The 20,607-nt window shown below is 69.8% G+C and carries 15 protein-coding genes and 2 pseudogenes; 10 read left to right on the forward strand and 7 right to left on the reverse strand.

All coding sequences use genetic code 11. The annotated features are described in order from the left end of the window. Positions 1–45 precede the first annotated feature (45 nt). Positions 46–1,263, reverse strand: a complete 1,218-nt coding sequence (locus J5226_RS07615; RefSeq protein WP_215839251.1) for a DUF418 domain-containing protein — start codon at positions 1,261–1,263, stop codon at positions 46–48. 134 nt (positions 1,264–1,397) lie between these two features. On the opposite strand from J5226_RS07615, the gene J5226_RS07620 reads away from it, so the two are divergent. The 3 genes from J5226_RS07620 (at position 1,398) to J5226_RS07630 (ending at position 7,166) form a co-directional block, all read left to right on the forward strand. Further along, positions 1,398–2,909, forward strand: a complete 1,512-nt coding sequence (locus J5226_RS07620) for a HAMP domain-containing protein (RefSeq protein WP_215839253.1) — start codon at positions 1,398–1,400, stop codon at positions 2,907–2,909. Continuing rightward, positions 2,906–3,565, forward strand: coding sequence for a response regulator transcription factor (locus J5226_RS07625; RefSeq protein WP_215839255.1), 660 nt, complete (start codon positions 2,906–2,908; stop codon positions 3,563–3,565). Before J5226_RS07620 ends, J5226_RS07625 begins: the two co-directional genes overlap by 4 nt. Positions 3,566–4,010: 445 nt before the next feature. Continuing rightward, positions 4,011–7,166 (forward strand): autotransporter serine protease, encoded by a 3,156-nt coding sequence (locus tag J5226_RS07630; RefSeq protein WP_215839257.1) that lies wholly within the window; start codon positions 4,011–4,013, stop codon positions 7,164–7,166. Positions 7,167–7,467: 301 nt separating this feature from the next. On the opposite strand, the gene J5226_RS07635 is transcribed toward J5226_RS07630, so the two are convergent. Beyond that, positions 7,468–7,752, reverse strand: coding sequence for a DUF4031 domain-containing protein (locus tag J5226_RS07635; RefSeq protein WP_215839259.1), 285 nt, complete (start codon positions 7,750–7,752; stop codon positions 7,468–7,470). Positions 7,753–7,876: 124 nt separating this feature from the next. Between J5226_RS07635 and J5226_RS07640 the strand changes: the two genes are divergently transcribed. Further along, positions 7,877–8,284 (forward strand): VOC family protein, encoded by a 408-nt coding sequence (locus tag J5226_RS07640; protein WP_215839261.1) that lies wholly within the window; start codon positions 7,877–7,879, stop codon positions 8,282–8,284. An 83-nt stretch (positions 8,285–8,367) separates the two neighbouring features. On the opposite strand, the gene J5226_RS07645 is transcribed toward J5226_RS07640, so the two are convergent. Next, entirely contained in the window at positions 8,368–9,315 is a 948-nt protein-coding gene (locus tag J5226_RS07645) for a DedA family protein/thiosulfate sulfurtransferase GlpE (RefSeq protein ID WP_215839263.1), read from the reverse strand. A 517-nt stretch (positions 9,316–9,832) separates the two neighbouring features. On the opposite strand from J5226_RS07645, the gene J5226_RS07650 reads away from it, so the two are divergent. Then, positions 9,833–10,642: a class I SAM-dependent methyltransferase gene (locus tag J5226_RS07650; RefSeq protein WP_215839265.1), complete on the forward strand. Its 810-nt coding sequence runs from the start codon at positions 9,833–9,835 to the stop codon at positions 10,640–10,642. A 900-nt stretch (positions 10,643–11,542) separates the two neighbouring features. Here J5226_RS07650 and J5226_RS07655 read toward each other — a convergent pair. Further along, the gene (locus J5226_RS07655; RefSeq protein WP_215839267.1) at positions 11,543–12,004 is read right to left on the reverse strand and encodes a carboxymuconolactone decarboxylase family protein; all 462 of its coding nucleotides are present in this window, start codon (positions 12,002–12,004) and stop codon (positions 11,543–11,545) included. Positions 12,005–12,106: 102 nt separating this feature from the next. Between J5226_RS07655 and J5226_RS07660 the strand changes: the two genes are divergently transcribed. Together J5226_RS07660 and J5226_RS07665 are read left to right on the forward strand one after the other, a co-directional pair. Beyond that, a complete protein-coding gene (locus J5226_RS07660) occupies positions 12,107–13,033 on the forward strand; it encodes a LysR family transcriptional regulator (RefSeq protein WP_215839269.1) in 927 nt (308 codons plus the stop codon). 265 nt (positions 13,034–13,298) lie between these two features. After that, positions 13,299–13,514 carry a hypothetical protein gene (locus tag J5226_RS07665; RefSeq protein ID WP_215839271.1) on the forward strand — a complete coding sequence of 72 codons (216 nt, stop codon included), beginning with the start codon at positions 13,299–13,301 and terminating at the stop codon, positions 13,512–13,514. Positions 13,515–13,988: 474 nt separating this feature from the next. Here J5226_RS07665 and J5226_RS07670 read toward each other — a convergent pair whose 3' ends face one another. Both J5226_RS07670 and J5226_RS07675 read right to left on the reverse strand, forming a co-directional pair. Continuing rightward, a complete protein-coding gene (locus tag J5226_RS07670; protein WP_215839273.1) occupies positions 13,989–14,582 on the reverse strand; it encodes a nucleotidyltransferase family protein in 594 nt (197 codons plus the stop codon). Positions 14,583–14,585: 3 nt separating this feature from the next. Next, positions 14,586–15,596 (reverse strand): XdhC/CoxI family protein, encoded by a 1,011-nt coding sequence (locus tag J5226_RS07675; protein ID WP_215839274.1) that lies wholly within the window; start codon positions 15,594–15,596, stop codon positions 14,586–14,588. Positions 15,597–15,942: 346 nt separating this feature from the next. Between J5226_RS07675 and J5226_RS07680 the strand changes: the two are divergent. From J5226_RS07680 to J5226_RS07690, 3 genes and pseudogenes are all read left to right on the forward strand, one after another. After that, positions 15,943–16,386, forward strand: a pseudogene (locus tag J5226_RS07680) ((2Fe-2S)-binding protein); the annotation flags it as partial. A 162-nt stretch (positions 16,387–16,548) separates the two neighbouring features. Then, positions 16,549–18,738 carry a xanthine dehydrogenase family protein molybdopterin-binding subunit gene (locus J5226_RS07685; protein ID WP_255323021.1) on the forward strand — a complete coding sequence of 730 codons (2,190 nt, stop codon included), beginning with the start codon at positions 16,549–16,551 and terminating at the stop codon, positions 18,736–18,738. A gap of 13 nt (positions 18,739–18,751) precedes the next feature. Further along, positions 18,752–19,339, forward strand: coding sequence for a hypothetical protein (locus J5226_RS07690; protein WP_215839280.1), 588 nt, complete (start codon positions 18,752–18,754; stop codon positions 19,337–19,339). Positions 19,340–19,696: 357 nt separating this feature from the next. Here J5226_RS07690 and J5226_RS07695 read toward each other — a convergent pair. Next, positions 19,697–20,557 (reverse strand): annotated as a pseudogene (locus J5226_RS07695) (cation diffusion facilitator family transporter); the annotation flags it as partial. Positions 20,558–20,607 lie beyond the last annotated feature (50 nt).

A 20,607-nucleotide genomic window follows, 5' to 3' on the forward strand; every position in this document is an offset into this window, starting at 1 on the left:
GTTCGCGATTCGTATGACAAGCGTCAGATCGCGCGGCGTGCGCGTTCATTTCGCTGCGTCCCGGTGCGAGATGTCGTAAGCCGACTTAGCGTTGCGCGGCCACGCGCCGATGGTCAACGCGCGCAGCAGCCATTCGAGCGGGCCGTAAGCGCGACGTTGCAGCCACACGCGGCTGAGCCACAGTTGCGCGGCGAACAGCGCCAGCGCGATTCCCACCACCGCCGCGGGCGATACTCGGCCCATCAGCCCGAAGCCGTAGCCAGTGAACAAGAACGCCATCGCCGCCGATTGCAGCAAGTAGTTCGACAGCGCCATGCGTCCGGCCGGCGCGAGCCAATCGGCGATGCGCGCGCCGCCGCGCGCGAACCACGGCAAGGCGGTCGCGGCATACGCCAGACTCAACAACGGCGCGGTCAGCAGGCTCAACGCCAACACCCACAACTCCACCGCTTCGGAAACCGGCCACACCGCGTTGGCGCCGAGCGCCAGCGCGGCGGGCAGGCCGATCGAGAAGCCGGCGATGCGCAGGCGGCGCAGCAACGGGCGGTAGTCGTCCAACCGCGCGGCGAGCTTGCGCCGGCCCGCGGCGAGGCCGTAGAGGAACATCGCCAGCGCGCACGGCGCTTGCAACAGCAACAGAATCGGCCAGGTGTCGCCGAGCTCGCGCCAGCGCGCGGCCAACACTTGCAGCGGCGAGCCGGTGAAGCCGGCGAGCGTCGCCTGCGCTTGCGCCGCCATCGCGACCGGATCGTTGGGCGGCGCGGGCGACAGCCACGCCAACGCGCCCAGCAACGCCCAGCACGACGCCGTCGCTACGATCAGCGCATGCGCGATCGGCAACTGCAGCCGCTCCGGCGCGCGGCTCAGCAGCAACAGCGCCGCACCCATCAACGCATAGGTGGTGAGGATGTCGCCGTGGAACAGCAGCGCCGCGTGCAGCGCGCCGGCGATCCACAAGCCCAGCAGGCGCCGGCCCATGCGCGGCGCGAACGCCTCTCCGGCGCGTTCGGCCGCGCTTTGCTGCAGGCTGAAGCTGTAGCCGAACAGGAACGAAAACAGCAGGTAGAACTTCATCTCGAACAGCGCCGTCACCGACGCTTCGACCGCGCGGCTGAGCGGATCGGCATAGCCGGGATCCGGCGCCAACCCCCACCATGGCGAGGCGAACACGCCGATGTTGACCAGCAAGATGCCCAACAGGGCCAGACCGCGCAGCGCGTCGAGGTGTTCGATGCGCGGGGCGGCGGAGCTGGAAGCGTTCATGCGTCGGCGCGATCCGAGAGTAGGGGAGGGCGCATGCTGCGGGCGCGGCGCAATGCGGGCATCGGGCCGCGGGCGGGCCGGATCCCGGACGTTTGGCGGATCAAAAAAAGCCAGAAACTGGAATACTGGGCGGCATGAACGACACCGCCGCCCGCCCGACTCCGGCCGCACGCGCGCCGACCCGGCGCTGGTGGAGCCGGCTGTTCTGGAAATGCCTGTTGTCGATGCTGGTCGCGTGCTGGATCAGCACCGGCCTGCTGTCGCTGCTGGCGGTCTATCTGCTGCGCCAGGACATGCGCAAGGACATGGGGCCGCAGGTGCTGGAGGCCTCGATCCAGCGCGAACTCGAACGCGTCGGGCCGGTGCCGGATCTGGCGGCGATATCGCCCGCGCAATGCCAAGCCTTCCTGCAAGGCCTGCTGGTGCGCGTGGTCGGCATGGACACGCCGCAGTGGATGTATTCCTACAGCTACGCCGGCGGCCCCGAAGAAGGGCGCATCGCGATCCGTTACCGCGACCGCGCCGGCCACGGCTGCGTTTACCCGCAAGAACCCGGCGCGCCGCTGGCGCATGCGTTGGAGCAAGCCGGCCGGCAAGCCGCGCTCGACGGCGTCGCCGCGACCCGCCGCGTGGAGCGCGAGCGCGATTGGATCAGCGTGGCCGCGGTGCCGCTGGCCGGCGCGCCCGGCGCGAGCATCGGCGTCGGCCTGCATCCCGGCGGCTCGGTCGCGACCTTCATGCGCATGACCCTGGGCGACATGATCGGGCTGGCGATCTATCTGATCGTGATCAGCGCGATGGCCTCGGTGGCGGTGGCGACGCTGTTGACCCGGCGCATCCGCCACGCCGAACACATCGCCGACGCCTGGGCCGCGGGCGATCTGGACACGCGCATCCACGACCGCGGCCGCGACGAATTCGGGCGCTTGGCGCAACGCTTCGACCGCATGGCCGATGCGTTGGGCGAGGTGATCCAGGTGCGTCAGCAACTGGCGGTGTCGGAAGAACGCAACCGGCTGGCGCGCGATCTGCACGACACCGCCAAGCAGCGCAGCTTCGCTCTGGGCTTGCAGTTGAGCGTGCTCGATCACCTCAACGGCCGCGACGACGGCAGCGGGCGCGACCCGCGCCAGGGTGCGCTGATCAAGGCGGCGCTGGGTTTGACCGGGCAGCTGCAGCGCGACTTGGCCGACGTGATCCAGCGCTTCAGCGCGCCGACCGTGGCCGAGCAAGGCCTGCGCAAGGCGCTGGAGGACACCTACTCGCATTTGCTCGGCGGCAGCGGCATCGAGTGGCGGCTGTTGCTGGACGGCGTGGCCGAGCGCGGCGTCGGCGCGCATCCGCAGCACGCCGGGCAACTGCTGCTGATCGCGACCGAAGCCGCGGCCAACAGCCTGCGCCACAGCGGCGCGCGGCGGATCGAAGTCGTGCTCAACAGTTCGGGCGAGCGTTACGGCTGGACCATCCAGGACGACGGCTGCGGATTTTCCGTCGACGAACACGAAACCACCGGCATGGGCCTGGGCAACATGCGCATGCGCGCGCGCACCCTGCCGGGCGGCCGTTTCCGCATCGCCAGTTCCGCCAGCGGCACGGTGGTGACGGTGTCTTTCACCCTGCCCGAGCCGCAAGGAGAGTCCGCATGAGCACCTCGGTCCTGTTGGTCGACGACCACGAAGTGGTGCGCAAGGGCATCCGCAGCCTGCTGATGCTGACCGAGGATTTCGAGGTGATCGGCGAAGCCGCCGGCGGCGCCGAGGCGATCGAGCTGGCGCGCGATCTGGCGCCGGATCTGATCGTGATCGATCTGATGATGCCCGACGTGGACGGGGTGGAAGCGATCCGCGCGATCAAGAAGCTCAGCCCGCGCAGCGCCATCGCGGTGCTGACCTCCACCGACCAGGACGATCTGGCGTTCGCCGCGATCGAGGCCGGCGCGCAGTCGCTGCTGTTCAAGAGCATGCTCGGCGACGAGTTGCTGGCGACGCTGCGGCGCATCGCCGGCGGCGAGGCGGTGATCCATCCTTTCGTCGCCCAGCGCATCCTCAAGGCGGTGCGGCGCAAGCGCGAACCGCGCGAAGACCCCTTCGCCTGCCTGACCGAGCGCGAACTCGACGTGCTGCGCAAGCTGGCCGAGGGCGGCAGCAACGCGCGCATCGCCGCCGCGCTCAACATCGGCGAGAAGACGGTGAAGTCGCATCTGGGCAACGTGCTGGCGAAGCTGCATCTGGCCGACCGCACCGAGGCGGTGGCGTTCGCATGGCGGCGCGGGTTGATGTCGGGCGAGCGCGACGAGGATTGAACCGCCGGCGTGGGTTCGTATCCCCCTGTAGGAGCGGCGTGAGCCGCGACCGCGAAACCACGCTTACGTCGTAGCCGCGATGTCGCGGTCGCGGCTTGCGCCGCTCCTACAGGGAGCGGCCGTCGCTGCGCCCCGGTCGCGCGCGACCCCACCGCATCGCTCGCGTTCGGCCATCGTGTGCGCGCCCATCGCCGCGAATCCCCGCGGTTCACCGGCAAAAAAACCCCTCCGCAGCAAGCGGATTTTGCCGAGTTCGATCTTTCATGTGTCTTTGGTCATGCCTGAATCCGCAAAACTGCGGGTAGGGTGACGATCTTTTTAATGCGTTACTGATTAGAGAGGCCGTCCTAGCGGCCCGCTCGTCTGCGATGCGCCCGACCGCATCCGCCATTGACCAATGGCGTCCGCAAGGACGTCTTCTACATGACAGGGGTTCATCAAGAAGATGCAAGGCTCCAACCGCGCATTGACGCGCACCACGATTTCTTCGCGCCGCTCCCACTCCCGTTCCCTGCTGTGCCTGGCCGTCGCTTGCGGCCTGTTCGCCGCGGCGGGCGCCGCTTCGGCGCAAAGCGTCAACGGCCAGGTCGGCAATCCCGACAGCTGGCACAGCGACGAATTCGACGCCGACTGGGGCTTGAGCGCGATCAACGCGCAATACGCCTACGCGCGTGGCCTCACCGGCAAGGGCGTGCGCCTGGGCGTGTACGACAGCGGCACCGCGCTGGCGCATTCGGAATTCGCCGGCAAGGACAACCGCGCCATCGTCATGGCCGAGCAACTGGAAGACGGCAGCTACTGCAGCAACACCAGCGTGCTGACCGGCCCGAACGCCTGCTTCTATACGCGCGGCGATCAGGCCCAGATCCAGTACACCGGCTTCAACGCCAACGTGCCGGAGAACATCCGCCGCATCATCATGGCCGGCCCGTACGTGCAGCCGGGCTGGGAGTTCAACACCCACGGCACCCACGTCGGCGGCACCATCGCCGCCAATCGCGACGGCACCGGCACCCACGGCGTCGCCTTCGGTTCCGATCTGAGCGTGGCCAAGTGGTCGTTCAACGGCGTGCAGGAATGGCAACGCACCGCCACCGGCTACAGCGTGGTGCGCATTCCGCGCCCGGGCACCAGCGAAGAGGTCATCGCCGGCATGTACGCCGACATGAATTCGCAGGGCGTGCGCGCGATCAATCACAGCTGGGGTCTCGCGACCGAGCCGGAAACGCTGGAGGATCTCGACGGCTTGCTGTTCGATCCGGAGAACGAATCCTACTTCAACATCTTCGGCGACGCTTCGCGCAAGAAGGGCATGCTGCAGGTCTGGGCGGCCGGCAACCACAACGAGAACGTCACGCCCGAGACCTCGCCGCAAGCCGGCATGTACGCCAGCCTGCCGCGCGCGTTCAAGGACCTGGAGCAGTACTGGCTGACCGTGGTCAGCGTGACTCCGGATCTGGTGCTCAGCGATTTCTCCATGCGCTGCGCGCAGACCGCGAACTGGTGCGTGGCCGCGCCGGGCTCGGACATCGCCTCGACCTATCTCGGCGGCGAAGGCTCGCTGCAGGGCGGGCTGGTGCGCAACCCGGACGGCTCGCTGTCGTTCAACATCACCGCCGGCACGCCGACCTATGAGTACGGCTTGCTCAGCGGCACCTCGATGGCCACCCCGCACGTCACCGGCGCGCTCGGCCTACTGTTCGAACGCTTCCCGTACATGACCGGCGCGCAGGTGCGCGACGTGCTGCTGACCACCGCCACCGACCTCGGCGCGCCCGGCGTGGACGAGGTCTACGGCTGGGGCCTGATCGATCTGAAGAAGGCCATCGACGGCCCGGGCCAGATCCGTGTCGATACCGATGTGGTGGTCGACCGCCCCGCCGGCGGCGCCAAGGTCTGGGAAGGCAAGGCCTGGGACGATTGGCGCAACGACATCGGCGGCACCGGCGTGCTGAGCAAGTCCGGCATCGGCTGGCTGCGCCTGAGCGGCAACAACAGCTTCGGCGGCCTGCACGTCAAGGAAGGCGTGCTGGAACTCACCGGCAACAACACCTACGCCGCGCAAGTCGACGGCGGCACCCTGGTCGTCAACGGCACGCTGACCACCGCGCAGCTTCCGGTGCATGCCGGCGCGGGCCTGGGCGGCAGCGGCCGCATCGTCGGCAACGTGCGGGTGGAAGGCGCGGTGTCGCCGGGCAATTCCATCGGTACGCTGACCGTGCAGGGCGATTACGTCCAGGCGGCGGGTTCGACCTACGTCGCCGAACTGTCGGCCGGCGGCCAGTCCGACCGCATCGACGTCACCGGCAAGGCCGTGCTCGAAGGCGGCACGCTGATGGTCCTGCATGCGCCGGGCCAGTACTTCCTCGGCCAGAGCTTCAACCTGATCAGCGCCGCCGGCGGCATCAGCGGCCAGTTCGCCCAGCTCGACCAGACCGCGTTCTCGCCGTTCCTCAAGTTCGGCCTGAGCTACGGCGCCAATCAGGTCGGCGTGCAAGTGACCCGTGGCGCGTCGCTGGCGTCGGCCGGCGTCACCCCGAACCAGATCGCCGCCGCGGCGGCCGCCGACCGGCTGGCCATCGGCCAGGGCATTCCGCAGCCGTTGACTCAGCTGTTCCCGGCTCAGGCCATCGTCGCGCTCGACACGCTCAGCGGCGAAGGCCACGCCAGCCTGCGTTCGATCGCCATCGACGACAGCCGCCACGTGCGCGACGCCGCACTGGCGCGCGCGCGCAGCGGCCGCGGCGAGTTCGCCGCCGACGGCGAGGGCGCCTCGCAAGGCGCGTGGGTGGAACTGCTGAAGTCCGGCGGTACGCTCGAGGGCGACGGCAACGCCGCGCGCAACGAGTACAACGGCTCGGCCACGCTGGTGGGTTACGACTACCGCTTCGCCAACGGCTGGCGCATCGGCGTGCTCGGCGGCAGCGGCCGCACCGACAACGACAGCGACCGCCTCGACAAGGGCCGGATCAAGAGCACCCAGCTCGGCGTCTACGGCGGCCAGAACTGGGGCCGTTTCGGCCTCAGCGCCGGCTACACGCACGCGCGCCAGGACCTGACGCTGGAGCGCCGCATCGGCTTCAACGGCTTCAGCGACCGCACCCGCGCGTCCTACGACGGCCGCACCCAGCAGGCCTTCGTCGAAGGCGGCTACCGCTTCGGCGGCGACGCCTGGGGCCTGGAGCCGTACGTGCAGGTCGCGCAGGTGCGGGCCAAGAGCGACGCGTTCCAGGAAACCGGCGGCGCGGCCGCGCTGAGCGGACGCAGCGCCGAGAGCAAGGTCGATCTGTCGACCGTCGGCGTGCGCTTCAACCTGGACCTGAAGGGATCGCAGCAGGAACAGAGCTGGCTGAGCCTGCGCGGCGGCCTCGGCCGTCGCCATGCCAGCGGCGACCTGACTCCGGTCACCCAAGTCGCCTGGCGCGGCGGCGTCGGTTTCGACGCGGCCGGCGCGCCGCTGGCCGACAACGCGACCCTGGTCGAAGCGGGCGTGGCCGCGCGTTTGAGCGCCAACGGTCTGCTGGAGTTGAACTACAGCGGACAGTTCGCCGACGAGGCCGACGATCACGGCGTCAACGCGCGTTACTCGCTGCGCTTCTGAGTCACCGAGCCACTGGCGCCTCCCGAGGGCGCCACGGAGCCGCGACGGCCTTCGCCGTCGCGGCTTTTTTTATGGGTGAAGGTTGTTGGATGGCGATGCGAGGACCCGGCGCGCGTCTCGCGCTCGCCGCCCGCTCTGGCCGGGTCGTTTTGGGCCGGCTTGCGCCTTCGCGGTTGGCGATGCGGCCGGCACGTGAGTTCCGCCGGCCGCGACCGCGCGGGGCAGTTCGACGCGCCGTGCGCCCCCGCGTCGCCTCGTTCCGTACGCAGGCGAGCGCGGCGCCTCGCCGTGCAACGCGGAACTAAGGCGCCCGCCCCGCGGCCTGATCGCGCGCGCGCTGGATGATCGCGCGCACCTGGGCGCGGTCGCGATGGCGCGAGATCGCCACCGCGCCGAGTTCGATCGCGCGCTCGCGCATCCGCGCGGTGACGTCGTAATGGCAGCCGCTGAGCTTGTTCTGGAACGAGCCGCGCGGCTTGCCCAGGCGCTGGGCGAAGGCGTGCAGCTCCTCCAGCGTGTCGGCCATCAGATGCGCCCAGCGGTCGCCGCGCCAGGGCCACACGGCGTCGTCGACGTAGACGGTCATGGCGATCTCCGAAGCGGTGGGCGCGGCATGGCGGGGCGGGGGCGGTCGCGGCGCGACAGGATGCGCGCAGTATCCGACAATCGACCCATCGCGAGCGATACCCCCGCGCTCGCCGGAGCCTCGCATGCGCCTGTCGTCGATCCATCACGTCGCGATCATCTGCGCCGATTACCCGCGCTCCAAGCGCTTCTACACGCAGGTCCTGGGCCTGCGCGTCGTCGCCGAGGCCTGGCGCGAGGCGCGGCGCTCGCACAAGCTCGACCTGGCCCTGCCCGACGGCGGTCAGATCGAACTATTCTCGTTCCCCGACCCACCCAAGCGGCCGTCCTACCCGGAAGCCTGCGGCCTGCGCCATCTGGCGTTTTCCGTGCCCGACCTCGACGCCTGCGTCGCCCATCTGCAGGCCCACGGCGTGGCCGTCGAGCCGATCCGCGTGGACGAGTACACGGGGCGGCGGTTTACCTTCTGCGCCGATCCGGACGAGTTGCCTGTCGAGTTCTACGAGAGCGGGGAGTCAGGAGATGGCGGATAGGAGTTAGGAGATAGCGAAAGCGGGCCGCGCGCGGGTTTTGGCTTTCGCTATCTCCTAACTCCTATCCGCCATCTCCTGCTTCTCTAGCGGCTCTGCTCTACCGCCAGCCCCCCGGCCCGCCACGCCTCGAACCCGCCGGCCAGCGGACGCACGCGCTTGAAGCCGCGACGGCGCAGCTCGCGCGCCAGCGTCGCGGCGGAGGCTTCGTTGGGGCAGTCGCAGTAGACGATCACTTCCTCGCGCCGTTCCGGCGGAATGCCGCTGAGCGAGTCGTCGGCGAGGGTGGCGACGAAGATCGCGCCGGGAATCCAACCGGACGCGTCGCGCTGCTGGTGACTGCGCACGTCGAGGATGGTCGGGTCGGAGCCTTGTTCGAGCAGCCGGCCCAGTTCGGCCACCGAAATCCGCGCCATGCGCAGTTCGCGCAGGAACAACTGGCGCTTGAGCAGTTTGTAGCCGACCCAGGCCGCGATCAGCGCGGCGATCGCGATCAGGCCGTAGCGGCCCAGCGTGTCGAGCCGTTCGAGCAAGTCGTTGACCGCGCGATGGAACACCGCGCCCAGCGCCACCGCCACGCCGGCCCACAGCAGCGCGCCGAGGCCGTCGTAGAGGGCGAAGCGGCGCGGGCGGGTGCCGGTTTCGCCGGCCAGCACCGTCGCCACCGCGGCGAAGCCGGGCACGAACTTGGCCACCACCAGCGACGGCGCGCCCCAGCGCGCGTAGAGGCTGCGGGTGGTCAGCACGCACGAATCCGGCGACAGCGACAGCCGGCACATCAGCCGCAGCAGGCGCGCGCCGATGCGGCGGCCGCCGAAGTACCAGACGCTGTCGGCCAGCAGCGCCGCGAGCGCGGCGGCCAGCAGCACCGGCGGCAGCGCGAGCCAGAGATTGGGTTCGCGGTCCACGGCCACGGCGCTAGCGACCACGATGGGCGGGTAGGCCGGCACCGGCAGGCCGCCTTGGTCGAGCAGCACGCAGACGAAGACCACGAGCAGGCCGTAGTGTTCGATCAGGTGCAGCAGCGCGTCCATCGGGCGGTCCTGGCAGCGGCCGCGCCGGGGCGGCGCGGGCGACGGCGTGCAGTCTCCGCGCGCGGCGTCGGCGGCGCAATCGCGCGGCAGGCACGGATCGTTGCGTGCGTGGCGCTTCGGTCGCGGGGCGGCGGAGCGGGGCGCGCGGGGAAGGGGGGCGGCGACCGACGGCGCGTCGGCGCCGGCGTCGGCATGGATGCGCATGCCCCCATGCGCATCCGCGAGACGGGGCGAGACGAGGCGAGACGAGGCAAGACGGGGCGAGACGAGGCGTGCGGTCTCGCGAGGCACTTCGCGGCCGGCGCCGCCGCCGTTCGCCGCGACGGCGTGGCGCATAACGGCGCGTTAGCGGATCGGGTGATCTACTGCCGGCAAGGACGCGCGGCCGGGCCGCCATCGGGCCGCCGACCGCACAGCGGACCCGCGGCCTACGCCCGGACATCACGCCGCACCGCCCACACTGCGCGCTCGCCGTGTTTTCGCGCCCGCGCCGTCACCCCGCGATCTGGAGCCGCCGATGCGTCTGGAAGGCAGTCAGGAAACCCTGCTGATCACCCTCTACGCCAAGGCCATGGACAACCGCGCCGCGCATCCGGTCCTGCACGACCGGCTCGCCGACGATCTGGTCCGGCGCATCGACTACGACTTCGAGCGCTTCGGCCTGAGCCCGCTGGACATCCGCGGCCTCGCGTTCCGCTCGCTGGCGATCGACAAATGGGCGCGCGCGGCGCTGCAATCGCGCGCCGACACCTTGGTGCTGCATCTGGCGTGCGGGCTGGATTCGCGCATCTACCGGGTCGATCCGCCGCTGGAGGTCGACTGGCTCGACATCGATTTCCCCGAAGTGATCCGCCTGCGCCGCGAGATGCTGCCGCAACGGCTGGGCCAGTACCGCACGCTGGCGACCGACGTGCTGGAGCCGGACTGGATCGGCAAGCTCGACCGCGACCGCCCGGTGCTGGTGATCGCCGAAGGCCTGTTGCCTTATCTCGACGAAGCCCGCGCGCGCGAGCTGGTGGTGCGGCTGATCGAGCATTTCCCGCAGGGCGGACAGTTGCTGTGCGACGTCTACAGCCGGCTGGCGCTGCGGCTGCTGCGCCACGCGCGCATGATCCGCGTCACCGACGCGCGCATCGGCGAATGGGACGCGCGCGGCGCGGTCGCGTTGGAGGACTGGCATCCGCGCCTGCAGCTGGTCGACGAAGCGCGGTATTCGCAGCTGCCGGAAATGGCCGTGCTGCCGTGGACGCAGCGCTGGGCATTCCGGTTGTACGAACGCTCGCGGTGGTTGCGCGATTTGGGGCGGGTGGTGCGTTATCGGTTTTGAGCGAGGGCGGCTCAGAGGGACTCGTCGAACCTGGCCGGCATCCGCGAGCGGACTTCTCCGCGCGCCATCGGCAGATAACGCCGCGAGCGCGTCGCATAGCCAACTGACCAGCCGACCGACCTACGAATCGACCAACCGACCGACGAATCGACCAATCGACCAATCGACCAATCGACGCAACCTCCCACCCCGTCATTTCGGCGAAAGCCGGAATCCATTTTGCTTTTGCCTTTGATTTCACCCGAACAGCGACAACGACAAAAGCAACGGCAAAATGGATTCCGGCTTTCGCCGGAATGACGGGGGTGTGAGGCGACGCGATGTAGTTCCTGCGTCCGTCGGGCCTGTTTCAACCCGTTGCTTTTGCCTTTGATTTCACCCGAACAGCGACAACGATAAAAGCAACGGCAAAATGGATTCCGGCTTTCGCCGGAATGACGGGGTGTGAGGCGACGCGATGTGGTTCCTGCGTCCGTCAGGCCCGTTTCAACCCGTTGCTTTTGCCTTTGATTTCACCCGAACAGCGACAACGATAAAAGCAACGGGAAAATGGATTCCGGCTTTCGCCGGAATGACGGGGGTGTGAGGCGACGCGATGTGGTTCCTGCGTCCGTCAGGCCCGTTTCAACCCGTTGCTTTTGCCTTGGATTCCACCCGCACAGCAGCAACGACAAAAAGCAACGGGAAAATGGATTCCGGCTTTCGCCGGAATGACGGAGTCGGGATGCGACGCGCGGTAGTTCTTCGTCCGTCAGACCCGTTTCGATCCATTGCTTTTGCCTTTGATTTCACCTCGAACAGCGGCGACGACAAAAGCGACGGCAAAATGGATTCCGGCTTTCGCCGGAATGACGGAGTTGGGAGGCGCCGCGCCGTAGCGCTTGGTCCGTCGGGCCCGTCTCAACCCGCCGCCAACGCCGGATCCGGCTTGCGGAAGGCGATCGCCAGCCGGTTCCACGCGTTCATCGCGATCGCCGCGTACGTCAACGCGACCAGATCCGAATCGCCGAACTGCTCGCGCACCCGCGCATACACCGCGTCGCTCACCGGCGCCTGATCGAGCGGATCGCCGACGTCGGTGATCGCCTCGGCCCAGGCCAGCGCCGCGCGCTCGCGTTCGCTGAAAGGCCCTTCCGGCCACACCCGCAGCAGATGCAGGCGGCGGTGGGTTTCGCCGCGCTCCACCGCTTCGTCGGTGTGGGCGCGGATGCAGTAGGCGCAGCCGTTGATCTGCGAGACGCGCACGTTGACCAGATCGATCAGCGACGGCTCCAAGCCGCTAGTTTCGATGTATTTGCGCAGGCCCAGCAGCGCTTGCGTGCCGCGCGGGTCGACCTTGTTGTAATCCAGACGGGCGGACATGGGGGACTCCTCGGCAGGTGCGTCGTCCGACGCGGTGCCGCCACGTTAGGATGTTCATCGTTGAAATACATTTCCCCAACGGCGCAAGCGGGGTTTGCACAAATGAACAAGCCATCCGGGCCCGGCGCGGACGCGGCCGGGCTGTCCTGGGACGATTACCGCTTCCTGCTCGCGGTCGGCCGCGCCGGTTCGCTCAACGGCGCGGCCAAGCGGCTGGCGGTCAGCCATCCCACCGTGTTCCGCCGCATCAACGCCATCGAACGCGCGCTCGGCGTGCGCCTGTTCGAGCGCGCGCGCGAAGGGTATACGGCTACGCCGAACGGCGAGGAGGCGATCGCCGCCGCGGCCGAGATCGAGGCGCGCATCGCCGCGGCCGAGCGGCGGTTGGCCGGGCTCGACGCGCGACCGACCGGCAAGGTCCGGCTGACCACGGTCGAGCCGCTGCTGCACGGCTTGCTGCCGCCGCTGCTGGCGGACTTCCGCCGCGCGCATCCCGCGATCGTGCTGCAGGTGACCGCCGACAACCACACCCAGGACCTGAGCCGGCACGAGGCCGATCTGGCGCTGCGTCCCGGCGGCGAGCCGCCGGAGGGCTTGGTCGGGCGCAAGGTCGCGCGCCTGAGCAGCGCCGTATACCGTCCGCGCGCGCTGCGCCTGCCGCGCGGCGCCGGGCCGGAGGATCTGGACGGTTACGACTGGCTCGCGCCCGGCGGCAATCTCGCCCACATCGCCATGGCGCAGTGGCTGCGGCGCATGCAGTACGACCGCCGCACGGTCTTCAGCGTCAACAGCTTGCTGGCGTTGCGCGACGCCGCGGTGGCCGGCATGGGGCTGACCGTGTTGCCGTGTTATCTCGGCGATGCCGAGCGCGGTTTGGTCCGGGTCGGCGCGCCGGTGGAGGCGATGGGCGCGGATTTGTGGCTGCTCAGCCACCCCGACCTGCGCCGCACCGAGCGCGTGCGCGCGCTGGCCGACGCCTTGCGCGCGGGGCTGCGCGAGCTGCAGCCGGTGCTGTCGGGTGCGCGTTGAGTGCCTAGCGCCGCGCGGATCGGCTAACCGTGAAGCAGGTCCACATGAACAAATGGCATCACAAGTCCACAGTTACTTTTGAAACCTGTGACGGATGACACGTCGCATTAGGAAAATTCCTACACGCTGTAGAGCACTCCGACGACAGTTTCTATTGCGCGCAACAAGCATCTTTTGAATCGCTCGACGGCACTACCGAGTCACAGATCCGCTGAAGCGGACATCCCCCAGACCGGGCCGGCTGAACTTCTCACAAGGATGACCCATGTTCCGCGTCGAACTGAAGCAGCGTGACGGCAGCGACGACCGTGCGTTGGCCGTGGCGATCGCAGAAATCGAACAGGAGTACCGCAGCGCCGAAGCGGCGCTGAAGTCCGTGCTGCCCTCGGCCCGGAAGTACGCGGTACAGGCCCGCAAAGGGCTGTGGCTGCGTATTTACGACGCCGACTCGCAGCCCGTGTTTGGCACGCTGGTTCCCTAGGGCCGGCGTGCGGTTTGCGCCGCCCGGCTGACAGGGAGTCTGGCCGGGCGGCGCGGGCCTCTGCCCGGCCCGTCCGTCGACGAACCCGCTGCGACGTACCCGTTCCAGACGACTCCCTTCCCCCACGCCGATCCGGCGGACCGCGCTGCGCGCGGCATCCGAGCCGGCTCGGGTCATAGGTCGCGGCCGCATCCCCAAGGCCGTCCCCGGCCCTCCCCAGCGGCCGCGGCCTATGACTCGAGTCGGTTTGGTTTTTTGGGGCTGTGCGATGTCGCCTGGGCTGCGTGTAGGAGCGGCGTAAGCCGCGATCAACCGAAGTTGCGTCATACCACCCGATTACCCGAAGCCGAATCACCCCGAACGCTCTTGCTATGAGCGCTCGGGGTGATTCGGCTTCGGGTTGCTGCGCTTTCGTCCGCGACTTCGGTTGATCGCGGCTTACGCCGCTCCTACAGACAGACAGCGAACATCCGCTCAGGCCGGATCGAGCCAGCCGCGCGCGATCGCCGCCTCCACATCGCCGGGCGTATCCAGATCCAACTCCAGTTCCGGCGCGCGCAGCCGCCACACCGCGCCGTCGTGCGCTTGCGCCAAGGCCGCGCCGAAGCCGCGGTCGCCGCGCAGGCCGGTGGCTTCGCGCCACAAGGCCGGGGCGATCAGCGCCGGCACGCCGAGCGCGCCGGCGTGTTCGGTCGCGGCGCAGCCCGCGGCGGCGGCGCCGTCGCGCAGCGCGCGCAGGTGCGCGAGTTCCAGCGCCGGTTGATCGCAGGCCAGCACCAGCACCGCGCCGTCGAAACCGTCCAACGCGCGCGCCGCGGCGATCAGGCTCGCGGCCATGCCGTCCTGCCAATCGGGGTTGATCACGATCTCGACCGCGAGCCCGTCGAGTTCGCCGCGCAAGCGCTCGGCGCGCGCGCCGAGCACCACCAGCGTGCGCGCCGCGCCGCTGTCGAGCGCCAGCCGCGCGCCGCGCCGCAGCAAGGTGTCGCCGTCGCGGCGCAGCAATTGCTTGGGCCGGCCGAGGCGGCGGCTGGCGCCGGCGGCGAGCAGCACGGCGGCGAACTCCACCGCTCAGGCTCCGCCGTGGCGATGGCGTTGCAATTGCGCGGCCACGCTCAAGGCGATGGCTTCGGGCCCTTCGCCGCCCAGCGCGAGACCGATGGGCGAATGCAGCCGAGGGGTCAGCGATTCGCGCGCGCTCGCCGGCAGCACCCGGAACAGATCTTCGCGTCGCCGCTGCGGACCGAGCAGGCCGACGAAGCCGATGGCTTGGCCGCCGTCGCCGCCGAGATGCTCCAGCGCTTCGCGGTCGAGTTCGAAATGGTGGTGCATGACCAGCGCGGCGTCGTGCGCGCGCGCGGTCGCCAGCGCCTGCGCGGGGCTGCGCGCGACGGCGTGGTCGGCCAAGGCGGCCAGCGCGGCCCAGCGCGGGCGGCGTTCGACCAGGGTGGTCATCCAGCCCAGCGTGCGCAGCAGCGGCAGCAGCGACGGGGTTTCCGGGCCGGCGCCGAGGATCAGCACCGAGGGCGGCGCGGCGATGTCGAGACGCCAACCCTCGGCGGCGGGCGTCCACGGCAGCGGCGCGGCGGGCAGGGTCCAGCGCAGGCGCTCGTCGCCGACCGACGCGGCGAGCGCGCCGCCGGGCCGCACGTCCAGGCGCAGGTCGCCGTGGCCGCGGCGCCATTCGTCGACCAGCGCCGGCCATTCGCCCAGCGCCGCCAGCGGCAGCAGGGCCAGGCGCAGGCGGCCGCGGCAGCCCGGCGCGGAACCGGTGAACAGGTCCTCGTCGCTGCGAGTGTCGATGTCCATCCAGTCGATGCCCTGGGCGTCGGCGGCTTCGGCCGCGCGCTGTTCGATCTCCGGCTCGATGCAGCCGCCGCTGAGCCAGCCGACTTGCCCGTCGCACGCGCCGAACAGCGCCAGCGCGCCGGCGCGGACATAGGTCGAGCCCTCGGTTTCCAGCACCAGGATCAAGGTCGCCGGATCGCCGCGCGCGGCGGCCGCGCCGCTGGCTTCGACGACCGCGCGCACGCCGCCGGGCGCGGCGCGCGACAAGGAGCTGGGTTCCGGCGAATCGGCCATGCGCGGCGACCGTGGGCGGGGTGAGATCGAGTCTAGAACGATTGCGGCGGCGCGGTACGCGGCGGGCGCGGGCGGGGCGGACGCGAAGCGTGAGCGGCGGCAGTTTTAGGCAAGTCCGCGTGGCTGTCGGCGCGGATGCCGTGACGCCAACATGAGGAATTTTAAGGATTGCGGCGCGCGGGTCCGGCCCACGCTCGCTCTCGCACGATCACCCGCGCGGTTTTCGGCAAGCCGCCGCCGCCTGCGACGCACGTCATGCATCGCCGCGGCCGGGCCCGCGCGCGCTGGCGAGGCCGGCGAAACCGGGTGTAGGCTCGGACGACCCCAGCCGCCGCGAGGGATGCCGATGAAGCTCAACGTCAATGGCGCCGACCACGAAGTCGACGCGCCGCCCGACATGCCGCTGTTGTGGGTGCTGCGCGACCTGCTGCACCTGACCGGGACCAAATTCGGCTGCGGCATCGCCCAATGCGGGGCCTGCACGGTGCATGTCGACGGTTCCCCGCGCCGCGCCTGCGTGACCCCGGCGGCGACGGTGGAAGGCCGCCAGATCGTCACCATCGAGGGCCTCGGCCGCGACGGCCCGCATCCGGTGCAGCGCGCTTGGGCCGAGATCGACGTGGTCCAGTGCGGTTACTGCCAGTCCGGCCAGATCATGTCGGCGGCGGCGCTGCTGAGCAAAATCCCGCAACCCACCGACACCGACATCGATCAGGCGCTGTCCGGCAACATTTGCCGCTGCGGCACCTATCCGCGCATCCGCGCCGCCGTGCACCGCGCCGCGCAACTCGCCGGCGGCCGCGCCACGGCCGCGGCCGGCGACCCCGGCGGCGAGCGCGCCGACGCCGCTGTGCCGTTGCCGCTGCCGGTCCTGCGCAACGTCGAAACCGCCTGACCCCGTTCCGCGGCGCGGCGAACGCCGCGGCCGCACCGCGTTTGCAAGGAGGTGGCTGTGAACACCCTCGACGCGCCCTCGCGGCGCCGGTTCCTGAAAAGCGGCGCGCTGATCGGCGGCGGCCTCGTGGTCGGCTTCGTCGTGCCCGGCGCCAAGCGCTTCGCCGAGGCCGCGCCGCATACCGCCGCGGCGGTGTCCAGCGGCTTCGCGCCCAACGCCTTCCTGCGCATCGGCGGCGACGACACCGTCACCGTGCTGCTCTCGCATTCGGAAATGGGGCAGGGCATCTGGACGGGCCTGGCGATGTTGATCGCCGAAGAGCTCGACGCGGATTGGTCCAAGATCAAGGTCGAGCACGCGCCCGCTGCGCCGGACTACAAGCACACCGCGTTCGGCATGCAGATGACCGGCGGCTCGACCAGCACCTGGAGCGAGTTCGAGCGCTACCGCATGGCCGGCGCCACCGCGCGCGCGCTGCTGCTGGCGGCGGCGTCGAAACAGCTCGGCGTGCCGGCCGAACAGCTGCGCACCGAGAACGGCGCGGTGATCGCCGGTTCGCGCCGGCTGCGTTACGGCGAATTCGTCGCCGCCGCGGCCAAGCTGCCGGCGCCGGCGACGCCGCCGAAGCTCAAGGACGCGAAAGACTGGAAGATCATCGGCAAGCCGACCCGGCGCCTGGACGGGCCGGAGAAGATCGACGGCCGCGCCAAGTTCGGCATGGACGTGCAGTTCGAGGGTTTGCTGACCGCCTTGGTCGCGCGCGCGCCGGTGTTCGGCGGAACGGTCAAATCCGTCGACGACAGCGCCGCGCGCAAGCTGCCCGGCGTGCGCGACGTGGTCCAGGTGCCGACCGGCGTGGCCGTGGTCGCCGATCATTACTGGGCGGCCAAGCAAGGCCGCGACGCGTTGAAGATCGATTGGGACCTCGGCCCGCACTCGGCCGGTTTGGACGACGCCAAGCTGCGCGCCGAATTCGCGCGGCTGGCCGCGGCCGGCGGCGGCGCGGTCGCGGCGCAGGCCGGCGACGCCGATGCGGGCCTGAAAAACGCGGCCAAGGTGATCGAGGCCGAGTACCACGTGCCGTATCTGGCGCACGCGCCGATGGAGCCGCTCAACTGCACGGTCAAGATCGGCGCCGACGCGTGCGAAATTTGGACCGGCACCCAGTTCCAGACGCTGGATCAGGAACTCGCGGCCAAGATCATCGGCTTCAAGCCCGAACAGGTGCGCATCCACACCACCTTCCTCGGCGGCGGTTTCGGCCGGCGCGCCACGCCGACCTCGGACTTCGTGTCCGAGGCCGTGCACGTGGCCAAGGCCGCGGGCAAGCCGGTCAAGACGGTGTGGTCGCGCGAGGACGACGTGCGCGGCGGCTACTACCGGCCGATGTATCTGCAACGCGCGCGCATCGGCCTGGACAAAGAAGGCCGGCCGGTGGCGTGGAAGCAGACCATGGTCGGCCAATCCATCGCCGCGGGTTCGCCGTTCGAATCGGCGATGGTCAAGAACGGCGTGGATGCGACCTCGGTCGAGGGCGTGGCCGATTCGCCTTACGTCAAGGCGACGAAGGACCACTTGGTCGAACTGCATTCGCCCAAGACCGGGATTCCGGTGCTGTGGTGGCGCTCGGTCGGCCACAGCTACAACGGCTTCATCATGGAAAGCCTGATCGACGAGGCCGCGCACGCGGCCAAGCAGGACCCGGTGGCGTACCGGCGCGCGCTGCTGCGCGAGCATCCGCGCCATCTGGGCGTGCTCGAACTCGCCGCCGAGAAAGCGGGGTGGGGCACGCCGCTGCCGCGCGGACGCGCGCGCGGCGTGGCCGTGCACGAGTCGTTCGGCAGCTACATCGCCCAGGTCGCCGAGGTCTCGCTGGAGACCGCGCCCGGCGGCGGCAAGCGCATCCGCGTGCACCGCTTCGTCTGCGCGATCGATTGCGGCTTGGCGGTCAATCCCGACGGCGTGCGCGCGCAGATGGAATCGGGCATCAACTTCGGCCTCGGCGCGGCGCTGTACAGCGAGCTGACCTTCAAGGACGGACGCGTGCGCGAATCCAACTTCCACGACTACCGCGTGCTGCGCCTGGACGAGGCGCCGGCGATCGAAGTGCACATCGTGGCGAGCGCGGAAAAGATGGGCGGCGCGGGCGAGCCGGGCACCGCGCCGGTCGCGGCGGCGGTGGCCAACGCGGTGTTCGCCCTGAGCGCGCAGCGGCTGCGCGAATTGCCCTTGCGAGTGCCGGCCTGAGGAGATCACGACGATGCGCGCAACTCCCATCCTTCTCACCGCGCTGGCACTGGCGCCGCTGCTGGCGGTGTTCGCCGCCGGTTCAAAACCCGCCGCGTCGAGCGACGCGCGCGCGGTGGCCGCGTTCGCCACCGTGCAGAAAGTGTTCCAACATCCGCGCTGCCAGAACTGCCACATCCCCGGCGATCAGCCGCTGCAGTTCGACGACGGCCGCCCGCACGCGCAGGGCGTGGTGCGCGGGCCGGACGGCAAGGGCGCGGGCGGCTTGCCGTGTTCGACCTGCCACGGCGAAGCCAACCTGCCGGCGAGTTACGGCCCCGACGCGCCGCCGGGCGCGCCGCATTGGCAGCTGCCGCCGCCGCAGCACAAGATGGCCTGGATCGGCCTGCCGGCGCCGCAGTTGTGCGCGATGATCAAGGACAAAGAAAGCAACGGCGGACGCGATTTCGCCGCGCTGATCAAGCACGTCAGCGAGGACAAGTTGGTGCTGTGGGGTTGGGCGCCGGGCGGGAATCGCGCGCCGGTGCCGGTGGCGCACGATCGGTTCGTGGAGGCGTTCAAGACTTGGGCGGATGCGGGCGGGCCGTGTCCCAAGGGTTGATCGCGTAACTTCGCGATCTGCCTGTAGGAGCGGCGTAAGCCGCGACCGCGACCTCGCGTCTACGAAGTAAACCGGATGTCGCGGTCGCGGCTTACGCCGCTCCTACAAGGTGAAATCGGTACAAGCCGGCGGCTGTTGCGAACCGGCTTGTGTAGGCTTCGCTTTCGATGGTGAATGGGCCGGTCGCCCGCGCGACTTCGCGATCTAGCTGTAGGAGCGACGCGAGTCGCGACCGCGACCTCGCGCCTACGACGTAAGCCGGATGTCGCGGTCGCGGCTCGCGCCGCTCCTACAGGGGGTAAATCGCCGATTCCGTCAGGGATGCGGCGCGTCGCAGGCCTCGCCTTCGCAGGCCTCGCTCTCGATCTGCAAGGTGCAATGCTCGATGCCGTAGCGCTCGTCGAGCATCTTGGTCAGCTCGCGCCGCAAGGCTTCGCCATCGGTCCCCGGCGTCACCACCAAGTGCGCGGTCAACGCCGGCGTGCTCGACCCCAGCGCCCACACATGCAGATCGTGCACGCTCGCGACCCCGGCGCTGGAGGTCAGCAACGCGCGCACCGCATTGAGGTCGATGCCCTTGGGCACGCCCTCCATCAACACGTTGCCGGCTTCGCGCAGCAAGGTCCAGGTGCGCGGCAGCACCCACAGGCCGATCAGCACCGCCAGCACCGGATCGATCCAGGTCCAGCCGGTGAAGCGGATCGCGATGGCGCCGACGATCACCGCGACCGAGCCGAGCATGTCGCTCCACACTTCCAGGTAAGCGCCCTTCATGTTGAGGCTTTCGCCGCTGCCGGCTTGCAGCAGGCGCATCGCGATCAGGTTCACCGCCAAGCCCAAGGAGGCGATCACCAACATGCCGGTGGTGGCGATTTCCGGCGGCTGGCTGAAGCGGCCGACGGCTTCGTAAAGAATGTAGGCGGCCACCGCGAACAGCATCAGGCCGTTGGCCATCGCGCCGAGCGCTTCCATGCGCACGTAGCCGAAGCTGCGTTTGGCGTCGGCCGGGCGTCGGCTGAGCCGCACCGCGGTCAGCGCGATCATCAGCGCGACCGTGTCGGTGCCCATGTGCGCGGCGTCGGACAGCAGCGCGAGGCTGTTGGTGAGGAAGGCGCCGATGACTTCGGCGATCAGGAAACCGCCGGTCAGGCCCAGCGCCCACCACAGCGGTTTTTCGTGGCGGATCGCGGCGGTGCCGTGGTCGTGTCCGCTGCCCATGTCGATTCTCCGTCGGTGCGGGCCGCCGCCGGGTGGCGACGGCCCATTCA

The sequence above is a fragment of the Lysobacter sp. K5869 genome (assembly GCF_018847975.1).
GTDB lineage: Bacteria > Pseudomonadota > Gammaproteobacteria > Xanthomonadales > Xanthomonadaceae > Lysobacter.